At 61.5% G+C, this 19,385-nt stretch carries 20 protein-coding genes; 2 read left to right on the forward strand and 18 right to left on the reverse strand.

Going from position 1 to position 19,385, the window contains the following annotated elements; all coding sequences use genetic code 11:
• Positions 1-117 precede the first annotated feature (117 nt).
• The 14 genes from PV375_RS07715 to prmC form a co-directional block, all read right to left on the reverse strand.
• Positions 118-879 carry a DUF5684 domain-containing protein gene (locus PV375_RS07715; protein ID WP_332106815.1) on the reverse strand — a complete coding sequence of 254 codons (762 nt, stop codon included), beginning with the start codon at positions 877-879 and terminating at the stop codon, positions 118-120.
• A 157-nt stretch (positions 880-1,036) separates the two neighbouring features.
• Positions 1,037-1,807, reverse strand: coding sequence for a YaaA family protein (locus PV375_RS07720; RefSeq protein ID WP_332106816.1), 771 nt, complete (start codon positions 1,805-1,807; stop codon positions 1,037-1,039).
• Entirely contained in the window at positions 1,804-2,079 is a 276-nt protein-coding gene (locus PV375_RS07725) for a F0F1 ATP synthase subunit epsilon (RefSeq protein WP_201517118.1), read from the reverse strand. The genes PV375_RS07720 and PV375_RS07725 overlap by 4 nt, the downstream gene beginning before the upstream one ends.
• A 3-nt stretch (positions 2,080-2,082) precedes the next feature.
• Positions 2,083-3,549 (reverse strand): F0F1 ATP synthase subunit beta, encoded by a 1,467-nt coding sequence (atpD, locus tag PV375_RS07730; protein ID WP_201517119.1) that lies wholly within the window; start codon positions 3,547-3,549, stop codon positions 2,083-2,085.
• A 32-nt stretch (positions 3,550-3,581) separates the two neighbouring features.
• Entirely contained in the window at positions 3,582-4,478 is an 897-nt protein-coding gene (locus PV375_RS07735; protein WP_201521532.1) for a F0F1 ATP synthase subunit gamma, read from the reverse strand.
• Positions 4,479-4,512: 34 nt separating this feature from the next.
• Positions 4,513-6,156, reverse strand: a complete 1,644-nt coding sequence (gene atpA / locus PV375_RS07740; protein WP_201517121.1) for a F0F1 ATP synthase subunit alpha — start codon at positions 6,154-6,156, stop codon at positions 4,513-4,515.
• Between the two features lie 80 nt (positions 6,157-6,236).
• Complete coding sequence (atpH, locus tag PV375_RS07745) at positions 6,237-7,025, reverse strand: ATP synthase F1 subunit delta (protein ID WP_332106817.1); 789 nt, start codon at positions 7,023-7,025, stop codon at positions 6,237-6,239.
• Positions 7,025-7,588, reverse strand: a complete 564-nt coding sequence (locus PV375_RS07750; protein ID WP_201517279.1) for a F0F1 ATP synthase subunit B — start codon at positions 7,586-7,588, stop codon at positions 7,025-7,027. The genes atpH and PV375_RS07750 overlap by 1 nt, the downstream gene beginning before the upstream one ends.
• A 21-nt stretch (positions 7,589-7,609) precedes the next feature.
• The gene (atpE, locus tag PV375_RS07755) at positions 7,610-7,843 is read right to left on the reverse strand and encodes an ATP synthase F0 subunit C (RefSeq protein WP_201517123.1); all 234 of its coding nucleotides are present in this window, start codon (positions 7,841-7,843) and stop codon (positions 7,610-7,612) included.
• Between the two features lie 92 nt (positions 7,844-7,935).
• The gene (gene atpB / locus PV375_RS07760; protein WP_332106859.1) at positions 7,936-8,769 is read right to left on the reverse strand and encodes a F0F1 ATP synthase subunit A; all 834 of its coding nucleotides are present in this window, start codon (positions 8,767-8,769) and stop codon (positions 7,936-7,938) included.
• A 175-nt stretch (positions 8,770-8,944) separates the two neighbouring features.
• Positions 8,945-9,379, reverse strand: coding sequence for a hypothetical protein (locus tag PV375_RS07765; protein ID WP_332106818.1), 435 nt, complete (start codon positions 9,377-9,379; stop codon positions 8,945-8,947).
• The gene (locus PV375_RS07770; RefSeq protein WP_201517125.1) at positions 9,376-10,752 is read right to left on the reverse strand and encodes an MraY family glycosyltransferase; all 1,377 of its coding nucleotides are present in this window, start codon (positions 10,750-10,752) and stop codon (positions 9,376-9,378) included. The genes PV375_RS07765 and PV375_RS07770 overlap by 4 nt, the downstream gene beginning before the upstream one ends.
• A 12-nt stretch (positions 10,753-10,764) precedes the next feature.
• Entirely contained in the window at positions 10,765-11,511 is a 747-nt protein-coding gene (locus PV375_RS07775) for an L-threonylcarbamoyladenylate synthase (protein WP_201517126.1), read from the reverse strand.
• A 7-nt stretch (positions 11,512-11,518) separates the two neighbouring features.
• Positions 11,519-12,394 carry a peptide chain release factor N(5)-glutamine methyltransferase gene (prmC, locus tag PV375_RS07780; RefSeq protein WP_332106819.1) on the reverse strand — a complete coding sequence of 292 codons (876 nt, stop codon included), beginning with the start codon at positions 12,392-12,394 and terminating at the stop codon, positions 11,519-11,521.
• A gap of 121 nt (positions 12,395-12,515) precedes the next feature.
• On the opposite strand from prmC, the gene cysK reads away from it, so the two are divergent.
• Together cysK and epsC are read left to right on the forward strand one after the other, a co-directional pair.
• On the forward strand, positions 12,516-13,460 hold the full coding sequence (gene cysK, locus PV375_RS07785) for a cysteine synthase A (RefSeq protein WP_332106820.1): 945 nt from the start codon (positions 12,516-12,518) through the stop codon (positions 13,458-13,460).
• 2 nt (positions 13,461-13,462) lie between these two features.
• Positions 13,463-14,092 carry a serine O-acetyltransferase EpsC gene (gene epsC, locus PV375_RS07790; protein WP_420842072.1) on the forward strand — a complete coding sequence of 210 codons (630 nt, stop codon included), beginning with the start codon at positions 13,463-13,465 and terminating at the stop codon, positions 14,090-14,092.
• Positions 14,093-14,178: 86 nt separating this feature from the next.
• Here epsC and prfA read toward each other — a convergent pair whose 3' ends face one another.
• From prfA to thrC, 4 genes are all read right to left on the reverse strand, one after another.
• Complete coding sequence (gene prfA, locus PV375_RS07795) at positions 14,179-15,282, reverse strand: peptide chain release factor 1 (protein ID WP_201521524.1); 1,104 nt, start codon at positions 15,280-15,282, stop codon at positions 14,179-14,181.
• Positions 15,279-17,195 (reverse strand): transcription termination factor Rho, encoded by a 1,917-nt coding sequence (gene rho, locus PV375_RS07800; protein ID WP_332106821.1) that lies wholly within the window; start codon positions 17,193-17,195, stop codon positions 15,279-15,281. The genes prfA and rho overlap by 4 nt, the downstream gene beginning before the upstream one ends.
• Positions 17,196-17,349: 154 nt before the next feature.
• Positions 17,350-18,306 carry a homoserine kinase gene (gene thrB, locus PV375_RS07805; RefSeq protein WP_201517131.1) on the reverse strand — a complete coding sequence of 319 codons (957 nt, stop codon included), beginning with the start codon at positions 18,304-18,306 and terminating at the stop codon, positions 17,350-17,352.
• Positions 18,303-19,376 (reverse strand): threonine synthase, encoded by a 1,074-nt coding sequence (thrC, locus tag PV375_RS07810; RefSeq protein ID WP_201517132.1) that lies wholly within the window; start codon positions 19,374-19,376, stop codon positions 18,303-18,305. Before thrC ends, thrB begins: the two co-directional genes overlap by 4 nt.
• Positions 19,377-19,385: the final 9 nt, after the last annotated feature.

Below are 19,385 nucleotides of genomic sequence, written 5' to 3' on the forward strand. Positions count from 1 at the left end.
GGTGCGTGCCCGCGGAAAAGAGGTCTCTGGGGATAGTTGTGTGCGCAGCCACCTGTGGAAACTCAGTAGCGGGACCGGCCGAAACCGATCCCGCTACTGCGCATCAATCACTGCGAGCTAATTGCTCGGCTGGTCGCCCGGCTGCGCACCGGGCTGCTGTCCCGGCGCCTGCGGCGATTGACCGTAGGGTGTTGAGGATGCTTGCTGCGCACCGGGCTGCTGTCCCGGCGCCTGCGGAGGCTGGCCGCCATACTGCGGTTGGCCGGGCTGCTGCCCGTATGCCTGAGCCCCATACGGCTGGCTGCCGTAAGACTGCTGGGGTTGAGCGCCCGGTTGCTGACCGTAGCCGGGCTGCTGGCCGTAACCGGGCTGCTGCCCGTAGCCGCCAGCCTGGCCGTAGCCGGGTTGGCCGGCATATACATAGCCGCCGGCTTGCATCCCGCGGTTCGCCGCCGCCGCACTGGGGCCGCTCACCAGGCCGCCGGACAGTCCACGCCACTGGCTGCTGTCAAACGCAATGATGGCGTACCAGACAATTGGCAGGAAGATGAACAGCACGATCCAGGCGCCGTCTTTTCCGAATCCCTCGCCGATGCGATAGGCCGCCATGACGATGAACACCACCGCAACGATGTTTGCGAATGGCACAAAGGTCAGCAGTGACAGCCAGCCCGGATATGCACCCGCTTCAAGGAAGACCCACATGTTGTAGATGGGCACCCAGGCTTTCCAGCCCTCGATCCCCATTTTCGCGTAGATTTTCATTAGCAGCAGCGACGAGATCACATAGACGATAACGCCGAAAATAAGGATGAACGCGAACATCGAGGCGATGAGCGCGAAAAACCCACCATATGTGCTATACAGATCAGTACTCATTACGATTCTCCTTGCTCAGTCGAAGCAGTCGTTCAAAAGCATAGAGATCGAGACTCCAGGGCGGGTTAACTAGGAAGATTTTTTCCGAATATCCATCGAGCGGACTATGTCGATGCTTCCGCTCATCGACGAATGAGCCGACACACCAAGGCCGCGCTCAGTTCGGGCGCACCACCACACGCACTCGTTGTGCAGCCATCGGTTCCATGACGAATTCGGGCGCGAGGGCTTCTCGCAGCTCTTCGAGACTGGTAATGCGGTCTTCATGGCGCTCGGCGAGTTTACGCACGAGCAAACCCTTCGCGCGCTTATTGAAGTGGTTGAGTGAGCGAAACTCGCCGTTCGGTAGCGCTTCAACAACATCGGCCCAGACCGCATCGTCACGATCTTCGGGGAGCGGGCCGAGGGTCACGTATCCTTTTGACCGCAGATCGAGAATCGGGCCCTGATGGGTGGCTAGATACGCCGTTACGGCTTCGGCCCAGCGCTCTCGCAGGGATGCGCCGGGAAGTTTGGAGTTGTATGACAGCCGGTATGCCGCGATTGCGGATCCAGCGGAGACGAGCCCGTATAACGCCGATTGAATCAGCACGTGCTCGTCGAGCCACTGCCTGACGGCGTCATCTAGCGAACCGGCATCGAGCGCGTCATAGAGCACTCCCGTGTACCGCTGCGCGGCCGGTTTCACCTCCGCGTTGCGAAGTTGGCGGTTTCTCGCAAGTTCTTTATCGGCCTGACGAACAGAAATTTTCAACGCTTTTGCGGCAAGCTCGGCATCAGCCGAGCTCAATGCGATGAGATCGTCGCGCACCTTCTCACCGATGGCGCGCAGCTGAGGGTCGTCGGGCTGAATATTTGTGGAAACGCGGCTACCGCCGTCCGATTTTGTTTCGGACGGCGGTAGCAGCAGGAGCAGTTGCGAGGTCACTCTGAAACGAGCGCCTCACCGGCGATGACCGTGACCTGGTCGCCAGCAACCGACAGAAACCCGTCGTCTGCCTGCGCCGTAATCTCGGTGCCGTCAACTGCTTTCACCCGCACCTCACCCTTCGCGAGGGCGGCGAGCACGGGACTGTGACCGGGAAGAATACCGATCGACCCCTCGGTGGTGAAGGCCGAAACCATGGTGGCTTCACCCTCCCACACCTGCTCAGTGGCGTTGGTGACGTTGACGTGCAGCGTGTTCGGTGCGGTCGCCATGGACTAGCCCAGTTCTTTCTGCAGTTCAGCGTACTTCTCGAGCACGTCCTCGATCGGCCCCACGTTGTAGAAGCACTGTTCGGGGATGTGGTCGAAGTCACCGCGGCAAATCGCGTCGAATGCCTCGATCGTGTCCTTGACGGGCACGGTCGAACCCTCAACACCGGTGAACTGAATCGCGGTGTAGGTGTTCTGCGACAGGTACTGCTGGATGCGACGTGCGCGGGCCACAGTAATCTTGTCTTCTTCCGAGAGCTCGTCAACACCGAGGATGGCGATGATCTCCTGAAGCTCCTTGTTCTTCTGGAGGATCTTCTTCACCGTGGTGGCGACGCGGTAGTGCTCTTCACCCACGTACTGCGGGTCGAGGATGCGGCTGGTCGAGGCCAGCGGGTCGACCGCGGGGTACAGACCACGCGAAGCAATCGCACGCGAGAGCTCGGTGGTGGCGTCGAGGTGAGCGAAGGTGGTTGCCGGAGCCGGGTCGGTGTAGTCGTCGGCGGGCACGTAAATGGCCTGCATCGAAGTGATGGCGTGACCGCGCGTCGAGGTGATGCGCTCCTGGAGAATACCCATCTCGTCGGCCAGGTTGGGCTGGTAACCCACAGCCGAAGGCATACGGCCCAGCAGGGTCGACACCTCCGAGCCTGCCTGGGTGAAACGGAAGATGTTGTCGATGAACAGCAGCACGTCCTGCTGCTGAACGTCACGGAAGTATTCCGCCATGGTCAGACCGGTCAGCGCGATGCGCAGACGCGTCCCCGGCGGCTCGTCCATCTGGCCGAACACCAGGGCGGTCTTGTCGAGCACCCCGGCTTCTTCCATCTCGAAAATCAGGTCGTTACCCTCACGGGTACGCTCACCAACACCGGCGAACACCGACACACCACCGTGGTCGCGTGCCACACGGGTGATCATTTCCTGGATCAGAACGGTCTTACCGACACCGGCACCACCGAACAGACCGATCTTTCCACCCTGCACGTAGGGGGTGAGCAGGTCGATGACCTTAATACCGGTCTCGAACATTTCGGTCTTCGACTCAAGCTGGTCGAATGCCGGCGGGTCGCGGTGGATGGGCCAACGCTCGGTGATCTCGTAGGGCTCGGTGATCATCGAGTCGTTGAGCACGTCACCGGTAACGTTGAACACCTTGCCCTTGGTGACGTCACCAACGGGCACCGAGATGGGTGCGCCGGTGTCAACAACTTCCTGACCGCGAACGAGGCCGTCAGTCGGCTTCATCGCGATGGCACGAACCATGTCGTCGCCGAGGTGCTGTGCCACCTCGAGTGTGAGCTTGAAGGATTCCTCCCCCATGCTCACCTCGGTGGTGAGGGCATTGTAAATGCCGGGCATCGCGTCGTGCGGGAACTCGATGTCGACCACCGGGCCCGTAACGCGAGCGATGCGGCCGACGCCGGCAGGCTTGGTACCTGCCTGCTGCTCGTACGTCGCATTCGTCGTCATGTGCATTCCTTTTTCTTCGTGGTTGGCGCGGGTTACGAAGCGAGCGCGTCCGCGCCGCTCACGATCTCAGTAATCTGCTGCGTAATTTCGGCCTGGCGCGCGTTGTTTGCCAGGCGCGTGTAGTCACGCACCAGTTCTTTAGCGTTGTCCGATGCCGACTTCATTGCCCGCTGACGTGCGGCCTGCTCTGAGGCGGCCGAGTGCAGCATGGCGTTGAACAGTCGCGCTTGGATGTAGACGGGCAGCAGCGCATCCAGCACTGCCTCCGGCGTGGGTTCGAACTCGTAAAGCGGGTAGAGCTCATCGTTCTGAGGCTCCTCGCCACCCTCTACAACCTCGAGGGGCAGCAGACGAACCACTGTGGGTTCCTGGCGCACCATGTTGATGAAGCGGTTGTAGATGAAGTGAATCTCCTCTACGCCGCCATCCTCATACGAGGTTGTAAACCGGTTCACCAGCTCTTCGCCGATTTCTTTGGCGGTGGTGAACTCTGGCTTTTCGGTCGAGCCGGTCCAGTCACGGTCGAAGCTGCGCTCACGGAAGGTGAAATAACCGACAGCCTTGCGGCCGACGAGATAGTAGACAACTTCTTTGCCCTGCTCGCGGAGCAGGGTCGTGAGCTCTTCGGCTTCCTTAAGCACGTTGTGCGAGAAGGCGCCGTTGAGGCCGCGGTCGCTGGTGAAGAGCACGATCGCCGCACGGCGAACCTGCTCGGGCTCAGTGAGCAGCACGTGGTCGATGTCGTCGGCGTAGGTAGCTGCCGCCGACACTGCCTGCGTAACTGCGCGGGTGTACGGGTTCGAAGCTTCCATGCGGGCGCGCGCCTTGTTGATGCGCGAGGTCGCGATGAGCTCCATAGCGCTCGTGACCTTTTGCATCGTCTGGGCGGATTTAATCTTCGCCCGATATTCGCGAAGCTGTGCTCCCATGGTTCTCCTGGTCTCTCAGTAACCCGGGTGGCGCCTAGCGGCGCTTCCCGGTAACGATCTGCTCCTGATTGACGTCTTCCTCGTCGGTTGCGTCAAATTCTTCGGTTCCAACCGAGAACAGCGGCTTCCCGTCCGACTTCTGGAAGGTCTTCGAGAACTCGTCGATGGCTGATTCCATCGCCGACTTGGTTTCGTCCTCGAGTTTGCCGCTGTTGCGCAGGTCGTCGAGCACCGAGGTGTTGCGCTTGAGGTAGTCGAGCATCTCGGCTTCAAAACGCAGCACGTCTTCTACCGGCACTTCATCAAGCTTGCCGTTGGTACCGGCCCAGATCGAAACGACCTGTTCTTCGATGGGGTACGGCGAGTACTGCGGCTGGCGCAGCAGCTCGGTGAGGCGGGCACCGCGCTCAAGCTGGCGCTTGGTTGCGGCGTCGAGGTCGGATGCGAACATCGAGAAGGCCGCGAGGTCGCGGTACTGGGCCAGCTCGAGCTTGAGCGTACCCGAGACCTTCTTGATGTGCTTGCGCTGTGCGGCACCACCAACACGCGACACCGAAATACCCACGTCAACAGCCGGGCGCTGGTTGGCGAGGAAGAGGTCAGACTGCAGGAAGATCTGACCGTCGGTGATCGAAATCACGTTGGTGGGGATGTATGCCGAAACGTCGTTTGCCTTGGTCTCGATGATCGGCAGACCGGTCATCGAACCCGCGCCGCGCTCATCCGAGAGCTTCGCGCAACGCTCGAGCAGACGCGAGTGGAGGTAGAACACGTCACCGGGGTAGGCTTCACGGCCCGGCGGACGACGCAGCAGCAGCGAAACTGCACGGTAGGCTTCAGCCTGCTTCGACAGGTCGTCAAACACGATGAGCACGTGCTTGCCGTTGTACATCCAGTGCTGACCGATTGCCGAACCGGTGTAGGCCGAAAGGTACTTGAAGCCGGCGGGGTCGGATGCGGGCGAAGCCACGATGGTGGTGTACTCGAGGGCGCCTGCCTCTTCGAGCGCACCGCGCACGGCGGCGATGGTCGAGCCCTTCTGACCGATGGCGACGTAGATGCAGCGAACCTGCTTGGTCGGGTCGCCCGACTCCCAGTTCGCCTTCTGGTTGATGATCGCGTCGATGGCGATAGCGGTCTTACCGGTCTGGCGGTCACCGATGATCAGCTGACGCTGACCGCGCCCAACGGGGATCATCGCGTCGATGGCCTTGATACCGGTCTCGAGCGGCTCGTGCACCGACTTGCGGTCCATAACGCCGGGGGCCTGGAGCTCGAGGGCACGGCGGCCTTCGATACCGGTGATTTCACCGAGGCCGTCGATCGGCTGGCCCAGCGGGTCGACCACGCGGCCGAGGTACCCCTCGCCCACCGGCACCGAGAGCACCTCGCCGGTGCGGGTAACTTCCATACCTTCGACGATGCCGCCGAAGGGGCCGAGCACGATGGCGCCGATTACGTCTTCTTCGAGGTTCTGCGCGAGACCGAGCGTACCGTCGGCGAAGCGAATGAGCTCGTTCGCCATTACCGAGGGCAGGCCCTCGATACGCGCGATACCGTCAGCAGCGCTGATCACCGTGCCGACTTCGGTCGCCGTCGCACCCTGCGGACGGTACGAGTTCGCGAATTCGCTGAGCGCGACGCGGATCTCGTCCGGATTGATCGTAAGTTCTGACATTTTCTTCCCTTGTCGTCGGGGCTAAGCCCCTAGGTTCTTCCCATGTTGTGGGGGCCGAGCCCCTCGGTCGTAACCGTTCGCTACGCGAGCTGAAGGCGGAGGTCGTGGATTCGCGCTGCGGCGGTGTCGTCGATGACCTCGTCACCGAGTTCCACACGCACCCCACCGATTACCGAGGGGTCGATGACCTGGTTGATAGCAACCGTGCGACCGAAGCGGGCAGACAGACCAGCTTCAAGGCGCTCAAGCTGCGACGCTCCAAGCGGGCGAGCCGTGGTCACCGTTGCTACCTGGCGGTTTGCCTGGTCAGCAACAGCGGCAATTGCTCGCTGCACAAAACGACGCGGACGGTGACCGCCGGGGTTACGCACGAGCGAACGCAGGATGCGTAGCGAGTCTTCGCCGAGTCGGCTGCCGAACAGTCGCTCAACCAGCTGAACTTTGGCTTCGGAGCTACCCAGGCGTGACCCGATTGTGAGTTCGAGTTCACCGTTGGAGGTGACCGTGTCGCTGAAGCTGTTCAGTTCGCTGACGAGCTGGGCGTGGTTCGAAGTGGCCTGCGCAACGGCGCGGATCGCGGCCTCTTGCACCGCTGCGGTGAATTCATCAGCACTTTCCCAGCGCTGCGCAACCGCGGTGTCGAGCACACGCTTGGCGCCTGCCTCAAGACCGGGGAACGCACGCTGAACGAGCGCCGACTTGTTTGCCGCATCCACGCCTCGAGCTGCGAGATCGCCGGCCAGCTCACGGATGTTCGCGAGCGAATCGGCCACGTCGAACAGCTGCCGAGCGGCAGCTACATCACCGGGGCCAAAGCCGTCGACCTCGCGCTTGATGGCGACGAGGGCCTGATTGCTGGTCGTAGCCATTAGTTGGTCGTTCCCGCCTTCTGGTCGAGGTCGCTGAGGAACCGGTCGACGTAGGCGCTCGAACGCTGGTCGTCGGAGAGGTTCTCGCCAACCACGCCCGAAGCGAGGTCGAGGGCGAGCGCGCCGACTTCCTGACGCAGCGAGACCACTGCGGCCTGACGTTCGGCCTCAATCTGGTCCTTTGCCGATTTCGTCATGCGGTCGAGCTCAACCTGGGTCTCCTGCTTCTTCTCGGCCTTAATGGCCTCGCCCTCGGCACGTGCCTTTTCGCGGATTTCAGCCGCTTCGGTACGCGCTTCGGCCAGGAGCTGTTCGTACTCATCCTTGCGAGCATCGGCTTCGGCCTGCACGGCCGCTGCCTTTTCGATACCGCCTTCGATCTTGGCGGCACGCTCGTCGAGAGCCGAGTTCAGCTTGGGAAGGACGAACTTCCAGAAGAAAAGCAGGAGCACCACGAGCACGACAAGCGACCAGAAGATGTCGTATGCCGCCGGGATCAGCAGGTCCGGCTGCCAGCCGAACTTCTCGCCGTTCTCGGCTGCGAGAATGATGTCGTAGTTCATGATGCTCACTCCGGAATCGTCTTACGCGCCGAAGATGAAGGGGGTGGCGATACCGATGAATGCGAGCACCTCGGCGAATGCAATACCGAGGAACATCGTGGTCTGCAGGCGGCCGGCCATCTCGGGCTGACGAGCCATCGCCTCAACGGTCTTACCAGCGATGATGCCGATACCGACGCCGGGGCCGATGGTTGCGAGGCCGTAGCCGACGGTAGCGATGTTGCCGTTGATCTCGGCGAGAGTGGTGGTGTCCACTAGGGTTTCCTTCCGGTTGGGCGAGGAGGCCGGTTGGCCTCGACGTCTTACTGGTGATTAGGGGATCAGGGGTTTTTATTCGTTCGCGAACGCTAGTGCGATTTCGCGACCGAAAGCTGGATGTAGCTGGTGGTCAGCAGCGCGAACACATAGGCCTGCAGCACCGAGACCAGCAGCTCCATGAGGGTCATGATGAACGAGCCGGCGAGGGTGAACACACCCATCACGCTCCACATGTTCATCAGACCGACAAAGAACGCGGTGGCTGAGAAGGTGATGACCAGCAGCAGGTGACCAACCATCAGGTTGAGCATGAGTCGCAGGGCGAGCGATACCGGGCGCACCAGGAAGGTGTTCACCAGCTCAATCGGGGTGAGCAGGATGTAGAGCGGCCAGGGCACACCTGCCGGGAACAGCGCGTTGCGCAGGAAGGTCAGACCGCCAGCCTCGCGGAAGCCTGCGTAGATAAAGACCACATAGGTGGTGAGCGCCAGTACGAGCGGCATACCGAACAGACCGTTACCCGAAATATTGAGGAACGGAATCGCGGTGGTCAGGTTCATGAAGAGGATGCCGAAGAACAGCGTGAGGATGTACGGCAGGTACTTTTTACCGATGCGTTCGCCGAGCATGTCGTAAACGATCTCGTCGCGAACGTAACCGACAGCTAGCTCAATGATCGATTGGCCGCGCGAGGGAACCACCTTCGGTTTCCGCAGCGCGAGCCAGAACAGGAGCATGAGCACGACAACGGCAATCAGCCGCACCATAATGACGCGGTTGATTTCGAAGATCGTGCCGTCAAACAGCAGTGCCGGTGGGAAGAATTCTTCCTGAACGGTCGGTGCACAGTACTCGCCTTCGGGGCAGTTTGCTGATGCAGCGAAGATGCCGGTCAGATTCAGGGCAGTCGGGAACAGCGCGATCTCCTGTCACTGGGCGCGAACCGATCGGGTTCGCGAAGTCTGGCAAAGCGGTGTCGAATTTTGCGCTTGGCGCGATTCACACCGACTGTCCAACTCTATCAGGAAATACTCCGGTTCGAAGTGCAGTGGTGTGTCCGTGTTGGTGAACGATTGGCGAAACATTTGCCGGTTTTAACTACTCACCGGGCAGTTTGATATCGCTCATTGCACCGAGACGGCTGCTTGCAACCACGAGCAGGTCAATAGTCAGGTGGCCGATGATGGCGACAACCATGCACGACCACAGCATCCAGTCGTGGGTGAAATCGAGCTGCTTGACGATTGCGAGCACGCCGAGGAACACCAGCAGCTTCAAAATCCAGGCGCCGAGGATGATGCCCATAAACATCACCGCGTCAAACCGAGCCGCGAGGATCACCGAGATCACCGTCACACCGGTGAACAGCATCGCCAGGAGCGCGGCGACGACTGCCGACCACACCCCGGCCCATCCGGCGACAAACCAACCGACAATGCCGCCCACCACCGCGATTGCCGCGGTGAGCACCAGCGACCAGCGCAGCACGCGCTTCATCACCGGCACGCTGGCGGGTTGATTCGTTGAGGTCATGAGTCATTCTCCTTGGTTTCTGCGGCAGTGACAATTTCGGTGACAGCTGAGCCGTCGGATTCGACATCACCGGGTTCAGGTTCGGCGACCGGTTTGTTTGTCGGTGCCGAAACATCCGATTTAGATTCTTCGTCGAGCAGCTTTCGAATTCGATTTCGCAGCGCAAGCGGCGCGGCTTGCGCGCGGCGAACACGGTCTGATTCCGACTCACCCAGCGCATCCAGTGGATCAAATTCGTCATCATCATCGCCATACGGTGATAGCTGGGCCATTTTTTCGAGCCGTTTGCGACGGCTGGCAATTGGCGAGACTGTCACCGCGACGCACAGCGTCAACCCCACGACGAGGAACGTTCCCCAGGCCCAAACACTTGGTGCGACGAACGCGATCAGCGCGGTCACTGCGATCACACTTGCCCAGGCATAAAACACCAGCACCGCCCGGCGCTGGGTGTGCCCCATGTCGAGCAGTCGGTGGTGCAGGTGTTTGCGATCGGCGCTGAACGGTGATTTACCAGCGGCGAGTCGACGGATGACCGCCATCGTGAAATCGACAATGGGCACAATCAGCACGGCGAAGGGGAAGATCAGCGGCATGAAGGCCGGGAAAAGCTCGTTACGGTTGATCGCCACGGGGTCGACCTCGCCGGTGACCGCAATAGTTGAGGACGCCATCAGCAAACCAACCAGAAGTGCTCCGCCATCCCCCATAAACATTTTGGAGGGGTTCCAGTTCCACGGCAAAAATCCCAAACACGCACCCACCAAAATTGCCGAGAGCAGCGCACCCAAACCGAAGCGGCTGGTTTGCAGCTCTTCAGTGAGCAGATAGGCATAGATCAAAAACACACCGTTCGCGATGATCGTAACCCCGGCTACTAGCCCGTCGAGCCCGTCAATGAAGTTCACCGCGTTCATCACCAGCACGACCGCCAGCACCGACACCAGCACCGACAGCCACTGCGAGGGCACGAGCACTCCCCCGACCGGCAGGGTGGTGATCGCCACACCTGAGAAGGCCAGCACCACACCACCGATCATCTGCACGCCGAGTTTTAGCATCCAGTCGAGATCAACAAAGTCGTCGATCACGCCCATCACCACGATGATGGTGGCGGCACCGATGATGCCCCACATCCGATCGGGTGCAGCGTAGACAATGTCGAACCAGCTGATTTGCGAGGCAATCGCGAGTGATACCAGAACGGCAATGAACATGCCGATACCACCCAGCCGGGGTTTTGGTTTGCTATGCACATCGCGTGACCGCACCGGTGGATACCAGCGGTGCCGCATCGCGAGTCGATATACCCCGCCACAGGCGAGAAACGACACCGCGGCGGTAATGACGATGATCAGTGCATAAAAACGCACGCTGGCTGGGCCCTATGCTTCGATGGCCGGAGACACTGTTTCCGACGGTTCGGTGGCTGACGGTGACGCGGCCCTATCGGCCGCTTCGGCGGTGGTCTCGTCGGGCGCCAGCAGATCGCCGAGCTGTTCGGCGAGTAGTTCCCGCGATAGCGCTCCCTGGCGCACGATGCGCGCGGGCCGAGGTGGTGTTTCGCACAGCGCGGTGGCGTCGAGAATGGTCGAGGCGACTCCCCCAACCTCACCTGCATCGAGAAAAATATTCACCGCGTCCGAAAGCTGCTCCACCGCAGCTTCCGCGGTGGCGGGTGCGGGCTTACCGTGCTTATTGGCGCTCGACACCGCCAACGGACCGGTTTCACGCAGCAGTTCGAGTGCCAGCGGATGGTTTGGGATGCGCAGCGCGACCGTGCCACGAGTGTCGCCTAGATCCCATTGCAAGCTCGATTGGGCCGGCAAAATCACCGTGAGCGGCCCCGGCGCGAACTGATCAAACAGTTCAATCACCGGCTGCGGGATCTGCTCGGCAAGTGCTTGCAGGGTGGCCACTGAGGCTGCCAGCACCGGCGGTGGCGCTTGCCGGGTGCGTTCTTTTGCCGCCAAAAGCGCCGCTACCGCATCGGGGTTGAATGCATCGGCGGCGATGCCGTACACCGTATCGGTGGGCAGGACAATCACTTCGCCGCGACCAAGCGCCATGCGGGCCTCGCGCATCCCCGAAAGCAGTTGTTCGGGCTGCGACAGGTCAAATACTTGCGACATGATGACGCTAGTCTAGCCGCGACTTTGCCGAGGTGATGCGCTCTCGACCCGTTAGGTCGGGGTAAGTTTGTGCCTGCTGCAGGCCGGCCGCGACAAATAGCTCGCGGATGAGCTCCCCCTGCTGCTCGGTGTGTTCCACAAGAATGCTGCCACCCGGCCGCAGCAGGCGGGCCGCGTCCGCAGCCAATTGACGAATATCATCAAGCCCATCGCTGCCGGAATACAGCGCGGTTTCGGGGTCAAACAGGCGCACCTCGGGATCCCGCGGAATTTCACGATCGGGCACATAGGGCGGGTTCGATACCAGGACATCGACCGAGCGACTCGGCAGCCCGGCGAGCAACCGGTGCCAATCACCAAAGTGTGCGCGCACCTGCGGCGCGATCCGCTTCAGGTTTTGTCGCAGCCAGGGCCAGGCGTACGGTGACGATTCGACCGCGGTGACTCGCGCTTCCGGTAGCTCGACCGCAATCGAGGCGGCAATCGCACCCGTTCCCGATCCGAGATCGTAAATCGCGGGTGCATCCCCGCAGTCACGTGCCGATTTAATCGCGAGCGTCACGAGCGTCTCGGTTTCTGGACGCGGAATAAACACTCCCGACCCCACCTCAAATTCGTGCCCGTAAAACCCGGCCGTGCCGGTGAGATATTGCAGCGGGATGCGGCGAGCACGCTGCGCGGTAAAGCTGCGGATGCGCTGCACCTGCACCGGTGTGGGCCGGCGGCCGAGCAGTCGGGCTAGTTCGAGATCGCCACGGCTGCGTTCGAGGGCTGCGGCGATGGTGATTTCGGCTTCACTGGGTGCGAGCCCGGCGGGCACCAGTATTTGCCGCGCCTCAGCGACGAGTTCGTCAAGCGTCGGGACGGGATCGGATACAGGCATGGCCATATTTTCGCAGGCCGAATCGCTGCACCGTTCGGCAACGTGACTCTGCGTGACATTTCGAACGCAAAAAACAGTTCTGTTTGCAACTATATGGGGACACAAAAGAAAGGTGACCCCCATGGCAGCGATTTATCGCGACATTACCGAGACCATCGGCGGTACTCCGCTGGTACGACTCAACCGCGTCAACGAGACCGACGCCAATATTCTGGCCAAGCTCGAGTTTTTTAATCCCGCTTCGAGTGTGAAAGACCGTCTCGCCTGGGGCATCATCCGGGCCGCGGAGCGCTCGGGGCAGCTTCAGCCCGGCGGCACCATCATTGAGGGCACCTCGGGTAATACCGGTATCGCCCTGGCCGCGATTGGCGCGGCCCGCGGCTACCGCGTAATTATTGCCATGCCCGAGACCATGTCGGTCGAGCGTCGCCAGATTATGCGCGCGCTCGGTGCTGAACTCGTGCTCACTCCCGGCAGTGAGGGGATGCGCGGCGCGGTCGCGAAGGCACAGCAGCTGCGCGACGAGATCGAGGGGTCGATCCTCGCCAACCAGTTTGAAAACGAGGCCAACACCGAAATCCACCGCGAAACCACCGCCGAGGAAATCTGGAATGACACCGACGGTGAGGTTGATGTGGTGGTCGCCGGTGTGGGTACCGGTGGCACCATCACCGGTGTGGCGCAGGTGTTGAAACAGCGCAACCCCGAGGTGCGCATCGTCGCGGTCGAGCCGGTCGATTCGCCGCTTTTGAGCGAGGGTAAGGCGGGCCCGCACAAAATCCAGGGCATCGGCGCGAACTTCGTGCCCGAGGTGCTCGAGCGCGACCTGATTGACGAGGTCATCCCCGCATCACTGGATGACTCGGTGCGTGTCTCTCGTGATGTGGCCGCTCGCGAGGGTATTTTTGCGGGTATTTCTGCCGGTGCAAACCTTTGGGCTGCGCTGCAGGTGGCAGCTCGCCCCGAGTATGCTGGCAAAAACATTGTGGTGATCGTGCCCGACACCGGCGAGCGCTACCTGTCGAGTGTGTTGTTCGACGATCTTCGCGCCTCGAACGAAAGCTAAGTATGCTTGCTTCTCCCCGCCGCCCGCACTCCGCGATGCCCCGCCGTTCGCGCGCTGATGAGTTTTTTCGACGCGTGCGCGAGGACATTTTTGCGGTGCAGCGGGGAGATCCGGCAGCGCGCAGCAAGCTGTCGATTGTGATTAATTATTCGGGCTTGCACGCGCTGTGGCTGCATCGGGCCGCCCACGCACTGTGGCAGCGCCCCGGTGGCAAGCTACCGGCACGAATGCTCTCGCAGTTTTCGCGCTTTTTGACCGGGATTGAAATTCATCCGGCCGCCCGCATCGGCCGCCGGTTGTTCATCGATCACGGGATGGGCGTGGTGATTGGTGAAACCGCGGAGATTGGTGACGATTGCGTCATCTATCACGGCGTCACCCTCGGGGGCGTATCGACCAAGCAGGTAAAACGCCACCCGACCATCGGCGACCGGGTATTGATCGGCGCCGGTGCGAAATTGCTCGGCCCGATCACGATCGGTGACGATTGCCGAGTGGGCGCCAATGCGGTGGTGAATAAGGATGCACCGGCAAACTCGCTCGTGGTGGGCATCCCTGCAAAACCGCGCCCTCTCAGGCCTCGCGCGCACAGCGAACACCGTCCGATCGTTCCCGATTCGTGGGTCATCTAGCGACCAGCAACCCAACCGACAGCAAAGTGGCCACGGTTCCGAATGGTTCCGTGGCCACTTTTGTGTTGCGCTTGGCGGATGCGCGACTAGGCGTCTTCCTGCCCCGAAAGGGCCGCCAGGCGGGCTTCTTCATCGGCCTGCACAGCCGAGTCAATTACCGGCCCGAGCGCCCCGTCCATCACCTGGTCAAGGTTGTAGGCCTTGTATCCGGTGCGGTGATCGGCGATGCGGTTTTCGGGGAAATTATAGGTGCGGATGCGCTCCGAACGGTCCATCGAACGAATCTGTGAGGCACGCATCCCCGCTTCGGCTTCGGCGAGCTCCTCTTGCTGTTTGGCAAGCAGTCGCGCCTGCAGAACGCGCATGGCGGCGGCCCGGTTTTGGATCTGCGATTTTTCGTTCTGCATCGAAACCACAATACCGGTGGGCAGGTGCGTAATGCGCACGGCCGAGTCGGTGGTGTTCACCGACTGACCACCGGGACCCGACGACCGATAAACGTCAATTTTGAGGTCGTTCGGGTCGATGTTGATTTCCTCGGGCTCATCAACTTCGGGGAACACCAGCACACCGGTGGTGGAGGTGTGAATGCGGCCCTGTGATTCGGTTGCCGGAACGCGCTGCACGCGGTGCACGCCACCCTCATATTTGAGTGAGGCCCACACGCCATCAGCCGGTTCGTTTGAAGTCGACTTAATGGCCACCTGCACCGATTTGTAACCGCCGAGGTCTGACTCGGCCTTGTCGAGCAGTTCGACCTTCCAGCCGCGGCTTTCGGCATAGTGCGTGTACATGCGCAGCAGGTCGGCAGCGAACAGCGCCGACTCTTCGCCACCTTCGCCGCCCTTGATTTCCATGATCACGTCGCGGCCGTCATCCGGGTCGCGCGGGATGAGCAGACGGCGTAGTTTTTCGTGCTGTTCTTCAAGTTTTTGCTCGATCGCCTCGGCCTCGTCCGCGAACATTTCGTCTTCGCGGGCGAGTTCATTGGCGGCTTCGAGGTCGTCCTGCAGCGCGGAGAGTTTGTCGTCGGCCGCGAGAATCTGCGACAGCTCGGCGTAGCGCCGGTTTACTTTTTTGGCGCGGGCCGGGTTGGCGTGCAGTTCTGGGTCGGCAAGCTGTTCTTGCAGCTCGGCATGTTCTTCGCGCAGCAGGCCTACCGACTCGGCAAATTCGTTCGGTGTGCTCATGCGCGCACCGCCAGATTTGCTTCGCGGCTCACCGCGGCGACGAATTCTTCGTTCGTGGCGGTGGACGAGAGCCGTTCGAGCACCGATTCGAGCGACACCTGGGTGTCATCGCCGAGCGCGCGGCGAATCTTCCAGGTGGCAGCGAGTTCGGTTTCGCTCAGCAGGTCTTCTTCGTGCAGCGTTGACGACTGCTGAATGTCAACGGCCGGGAAGATTCGCTTATCAGCCATCGCGCGTGAGAGTCGCAGCTCCATATTGGCGGTGCCAGCGAACTCCTCGAGAATAACCTCGTCGGTGCGCGAACCGGTTTCGACCATCGCGGTGGCGAGGATCGTCAGCGAACCGCCGTTTTCAATATTGCGTGCGGCACCGAAGAAGGTTTTCGGCAGGTGCAGCGCCGAAGCATCCACGCCACCGTCGATGATGCGGCCCGAGCCGGGCGCCGCGATGTTGTAGGCGCGGCAAAGCTGGGTCAGCGAGTCGAGCAGCACCACCACATCGAGACCGAGCTCGACCAGTCGCTTGGCACGCTCGATAGCGAGCTCAGCGATGGTGGTGTGGTTTTCGGCCGGCATATCGAAAGTTGACGACACGACCTCACCGTTAATCATGCGCTGCAGACGGGTGACCTCTTCGGGCCGCTCCCCCACGAGCACGAGCATCAGGTGCGCATCCGGTTCGTTCTGGGTTACCGCGCTGGCAACCCGCTCGAGCATGATCGATTTGCCCGACTTCGGCGGGGCCACCACAATGCCGCGGGTGCCCTTACCGATCGGAGCAAAAAGATCAACCATCCGCTGTGCGGCGTGGCCACCTGCGGTTTCGAGTCGCAGCCGGTCGACCGGGTACAGCGGAGTGAGCGAGTCGAACTCGGGGCGCTTGGCGATCTGTTCGGGAGTCTGACCGTTAATGGTGTCGATCTTGGCGAGTGCGTTGTACTTCTGGCGACCACCCTGGTGCTCGCCCTCGCGCGGCTGACGAATCGCGCCAACGATTGCGTCGCCCTTGCGCAGCCCGTACTTTTTCACCTGACCGAGGGAGACGTACACGTCGTTTGCTCCGGGGAGGTATCCAGAGGTGCGCACGAACGCGTAGTTGTCAAGCACGTCGAGGATGCCCGCAATCGGCAGCAGCACATCGTCGGGCGCGATCTCGGGGTCGGCATCATCGCGCCGGTTGCGACCACGCTGACGCTGCTGGTTCTGGTTCGAGTCGTCGTTGCGATTGCGGCTGCGGCTGCGGCTGCGTTTGCGACCGTTACCCGAGTGCTCCTGCTGCTTATCGTCGTCGGCGTCTTCCGCTTCACCGCTCGAGTCGTCGTCACGGGCCGGCGGCAAAACAATGTCATCGAGCGTCTTCGGGCTCGACGACTCGTTGCCCTTGGCTGCGTCATCATCGCTGTTGTCGTTCTGTTTGCGCTTTTTTGACTTGTTTGACTTCGACTTCTTGCGCGGCTGATCGCCGCCGTCAGCGCTCTTGGCACCGCTATCGGTCGGTTTGCCTGAGTCTTTTTCAGTCGACTTCGCGTCAGCGGCGGGCTGCTCAGCTTTGCCGGGCTCGTTCTGTTTACCGCGGCGGCCGTCAGCGTCGTCACTGTCAGGTTTTTCGGATGCAGCCTCGGGAGCAACAGTCACGCGGCGGCGCGGCTGCCGAGCCGAGGTCGGTTTGTTATCAGACGCTGATTGTTCGGCTCCGCGCTGCTCGGTGTTTTTGTCATCGGCAGCGGCCTTGTTCTCAGCGGCCGCAGCTGCCTTCGAGCTGCCTTCACCGCGGGCCTGCTCGATGACTTCGATCAGCTGGCTCTTGCGCAGTCGCGCGCTGCCCTTAATACCCATTTCGGCGGCAAGCGCCTGCAAATCAGCAACTCGCATTGAGTTGAGCGGGCGTGCCTGAGTTTCGTTTTGTTCAGTCATGTGTTGGTGTTCTCGTCCTGTTATGAGGAAATGCGAGTCGGTACTCGAATGGAACGCGTCAACGCGCCACCGGACAGATCGTCCGCAAGAACTGCGGTATCCGCCTCGCGATCAGATGTTTCGATATTCGTAACCGGTGCCGCAAGCGGCGAGGTCACGCATCCATCGACGATGTCGACAGTTCCGAAACTACCTCCACTGTAGCACCCAGTGTGTCTACGGCGGTCATAATTGCCTGCCAACGAGTGTCGGTGCGCTCGCTAGCAATACGCTCCGCAACCAGCCGGTCGGCCGGGTCGCTGCACATCACCAGCACGCTCGGGCCCGCTCCCGAAACCACCGCTGGCAGCTTCGCGGCCCGCAGTTCATCAATCAAAAGCTTCGTTTTTGGCATCGCTGACGCGCGGTAGCTCTGGTGCAGGCGATCTTCGGTGGCGTCGAACAACACCTCGGGGCTCTGGGTGAGCGCCGCCACCAGCAGCGCCGACCGCGACAGGTTAAAAATGGCGTCGGCGTGCGGCACCTGGTCGGGCTGCAGCGAACGCGCGACGGCGGTTGACATGGTCTCTTCGGGGACCAGCACCACCAGCGAAACCCCGCGGTCGACCGCAAGCTGTTTCGACCGCGGCTCGCCCTCGGCATCCATCCACGCGATCGTGAGACCACCGAATAGGCAGGGAGCAACATTATCGGGATGCCCCTCCAGCTCGGTCGCAATATTGAGCAGCTGGTTCTCGGTAACGGCCACCTGGTCGGATACGAGGCCTGCCGCGGCACACACTCCGGCAACAATTGCTGCGCCGGATGATCCCAGCCCTCGGCCGTGCGGGATCGTGTTGTGTGCCCGCAAGCGCAGACCGGGGCTGGCAAAGCCAAGGCGGTCGAGCGCCGTGTAGATCGAACGCACCACCAGGTGTCGTTCATCCAGTGGCACCTCGCCCTCACCGACACCGGCAACCTGAATGTCAATTTCGCCGGCGGGCAGTGCCTGCACCTCAATTTCGTCGTAGCGAGCCAGCGCCAGGCCGAGCGTGTCAAAACCGGGGCCAAGATTCGCACTGGTGGCTGGCACGCGCACCGCTACTGTGCGTCCCTGCGTAACCTGGTTCATGCGCGCATACCGAGCACTTCGGCAACCACGCTGGTGTCGGCGTCAACAACCGTGGGAGTTACGTCGTTGCCGTTTTCGTCGCGCAGCGCCCACTGCGGGTCTTTCAAACCGTGACCGGTGACGGTGAGCACACAACGCGAGCCCACGGGGATATTCCCCTTGTCGGCTTCCGAGAGCAGACCAGCCACCGAGATCGCCGAAGCCGGTTCGACAAACACACCGGTTTCAGCGGCGAGGATGCGCTGGGCTGCGAGAATTTCGATGTCATCAAACATGCCGAAAAAGCCGTCGGTTTCGTCGCGCGCCTCGAGCGCCAGGCGCCACGAGGCGGGGTTACCGATGCGGATAGCCGAGGCGATCGTCTCGGGAGCGGTGACAACCTCACCGCGCACGATCGGCGCGGCACCCGAGGCCTGGAAACCAAACATCCGCGGCAGTTTGGTCGATTTACCGGCTTCACGGTATTCGCGGTAGCCGCGCGTGTAGGCGGTGTAGTTACCGGCATTACCAACCGGGATGAAGTGGAAGTCGGGGGCGTCGCCGAGCACGTCGATGATTTCGAACGAGGCGGTCTTCTGCCCCTCGATACGGTCATTGTTGACCGAGTTCACCAAGTGTACCGGGTAGTTTTCGTCCAGCTCGCGAGCGATGCGCAGGCAGTCGTCAAAGTTGCCGCGCACCTGCAGCAGCTCGGCGCCGTGGATGATTGCCTGCGAAAGCTTGCCCATTGCGATCTTGCCCTCGGGCACCAGCACTGCCGATTTAATACCGGCATATCCCGCATAGGCTGCGGCCGAGGCGGAAGTGTTACCGGTGGATGCACACACGACCACCTTCGCGCCGTGCTCGACGGCCTTCGAAACCGCCATAGTCATCCCGCGGTCTTTGAACGAACCGGTGGGGTTCATCCCCTCAAATTTCACGTACACATCCGCGCCGGTACGACGCGACAGCGACGGCGACGGGATGAGCGGGGTGCCGCCCTCTCCGAGCGTGATGATCGGCGTGGCTTCGGTCACGTCGAGGTACTCGGCGTATTCGCGGATAACTCCCTGCCATTGCTTGGCCATGTCTTTTCC

The sequence above is a fragment of the Gulosibacter sp. GYB002 genome (genome assembly GCF_036577665.1).
In the GTDB taxonomy this organism is placed as follows: Bacteria; Actinomycetota; Actinomycetes; order Actinomycetales; family Microbacteriaceae; genus Gulosibacter; species Gulosibacter hominis.

Excerpts from the sequence above, each read along its gene's own strand:
- PV375_RS07715 (WP_332106815.1), bottom strand. The coding sequence starts at position 879 with ATGAGTACTGATCTGTATAGCACATATGGTGGGTTTTTCGCGCTCATC.
- PV375_RS07725 (WP_201517118.1), bottom strand. The coding sequence starts at position 2,079 with ATGGCGACCGCACCGAACACGCTGCACGTCAACGTCACCAACGCCACT.
- atpD (WP_201517119.1), bottom strand. The coding sequence starts at position 3,549 with ATGACGACGAATGCGACGTACGAGCAGCAGGCAGGTACCAAGCCTGCC.
- PV375_RS07735 (WP_201521532.1), bottom strand. The coding sequence starts at position 4,478 with ATGGGAGCACAGCTTCGCGAATATCGGGCGAAGATTAAATCCGCCCAG.
- atpA (WP_201517121.1), bottom strand. The coding sequence starts at position 6,156 with ATGTCAGAACTTACGATCAATCCGGACGAGATCCGCGTCGCGCTCAGC.
- atpH (WP_332106817.1), bottom strand. The coding sequence starts at position 7,025 with ATGGCTACGACCAGCAATCAGGCCCTCGTCGCCATCAAGCGCGAGGTC.
- PV375_RS07750 (WP_201517279.1), bottom strand. The coding sequence starts at position 7,588 with ATGAACTACGACATCATTCTCGCAGCCGAGAACGGCGAGAAGTTCGGC.
- PV375_RS07765 (WP_332106818.1), bottom strand. The coding sequence starts at position 9,379 with ATGACCTCAACGAATCAACCCGCCAGCGTGCCGGTGATGAAGCGCGTG.
- PV375_RS07775 (WP_201517126.1), bottom strand. The coding sequence starts at position 11,511 with ATGTCGCAAGTATTTGACCTGTCGCAGCCCGAACAACTGCTTTCGGGG.
- prmC (WP_332106819.1), bottom strand. The coding sequence starts at position 12,394 with ATGCCTGTATCCGATCCCGTCCCGACGCTTGACGAACTCGTCGCTGAG.
- cysK (WP_332106820.1), top strand. The coding sequence starts at position 12,516 with ATGGCAGCGATTTATCGCGACATTACCGAGACCATCGGCGGTACTCCG.
- epsC (WP_420842072.1), top strand. The coding sequence starts at position 13,463 with ATGCTTGCTTCTCCCCGCCGCCCGCACTCCGCGATGCCCCGCCGTTCG.
- prfA (WP_201521524.1), bottom strand. The coding sequence starts at position 15,282 with ATGAGCACACCGAACGAATTTGCCGAGTCGGTAGGCCTGCTGCGCGAA.
- rho (WP_332106821.1), bottom strand. The coding sequence starts at position 17,195 with ATGACTGAACAAAACGAAACTCAGGCACGCCCGCTCAACTCAATGCGA.
- thrB (WP_201517131.1), bottom strand. The coding sequence starts at position 18,306 with ATGAACCAGGTTACGCAGGGACGCACAGTAGCGGTGCGCGTGCCAGCC.
- thrC (WP_201517132.1), bottom strand. The coding sequence starts at position 19,376 with ATGGCCAAGCAATGGCAGGGAGTTATCCGCGAATACGCCGAGTACCTC.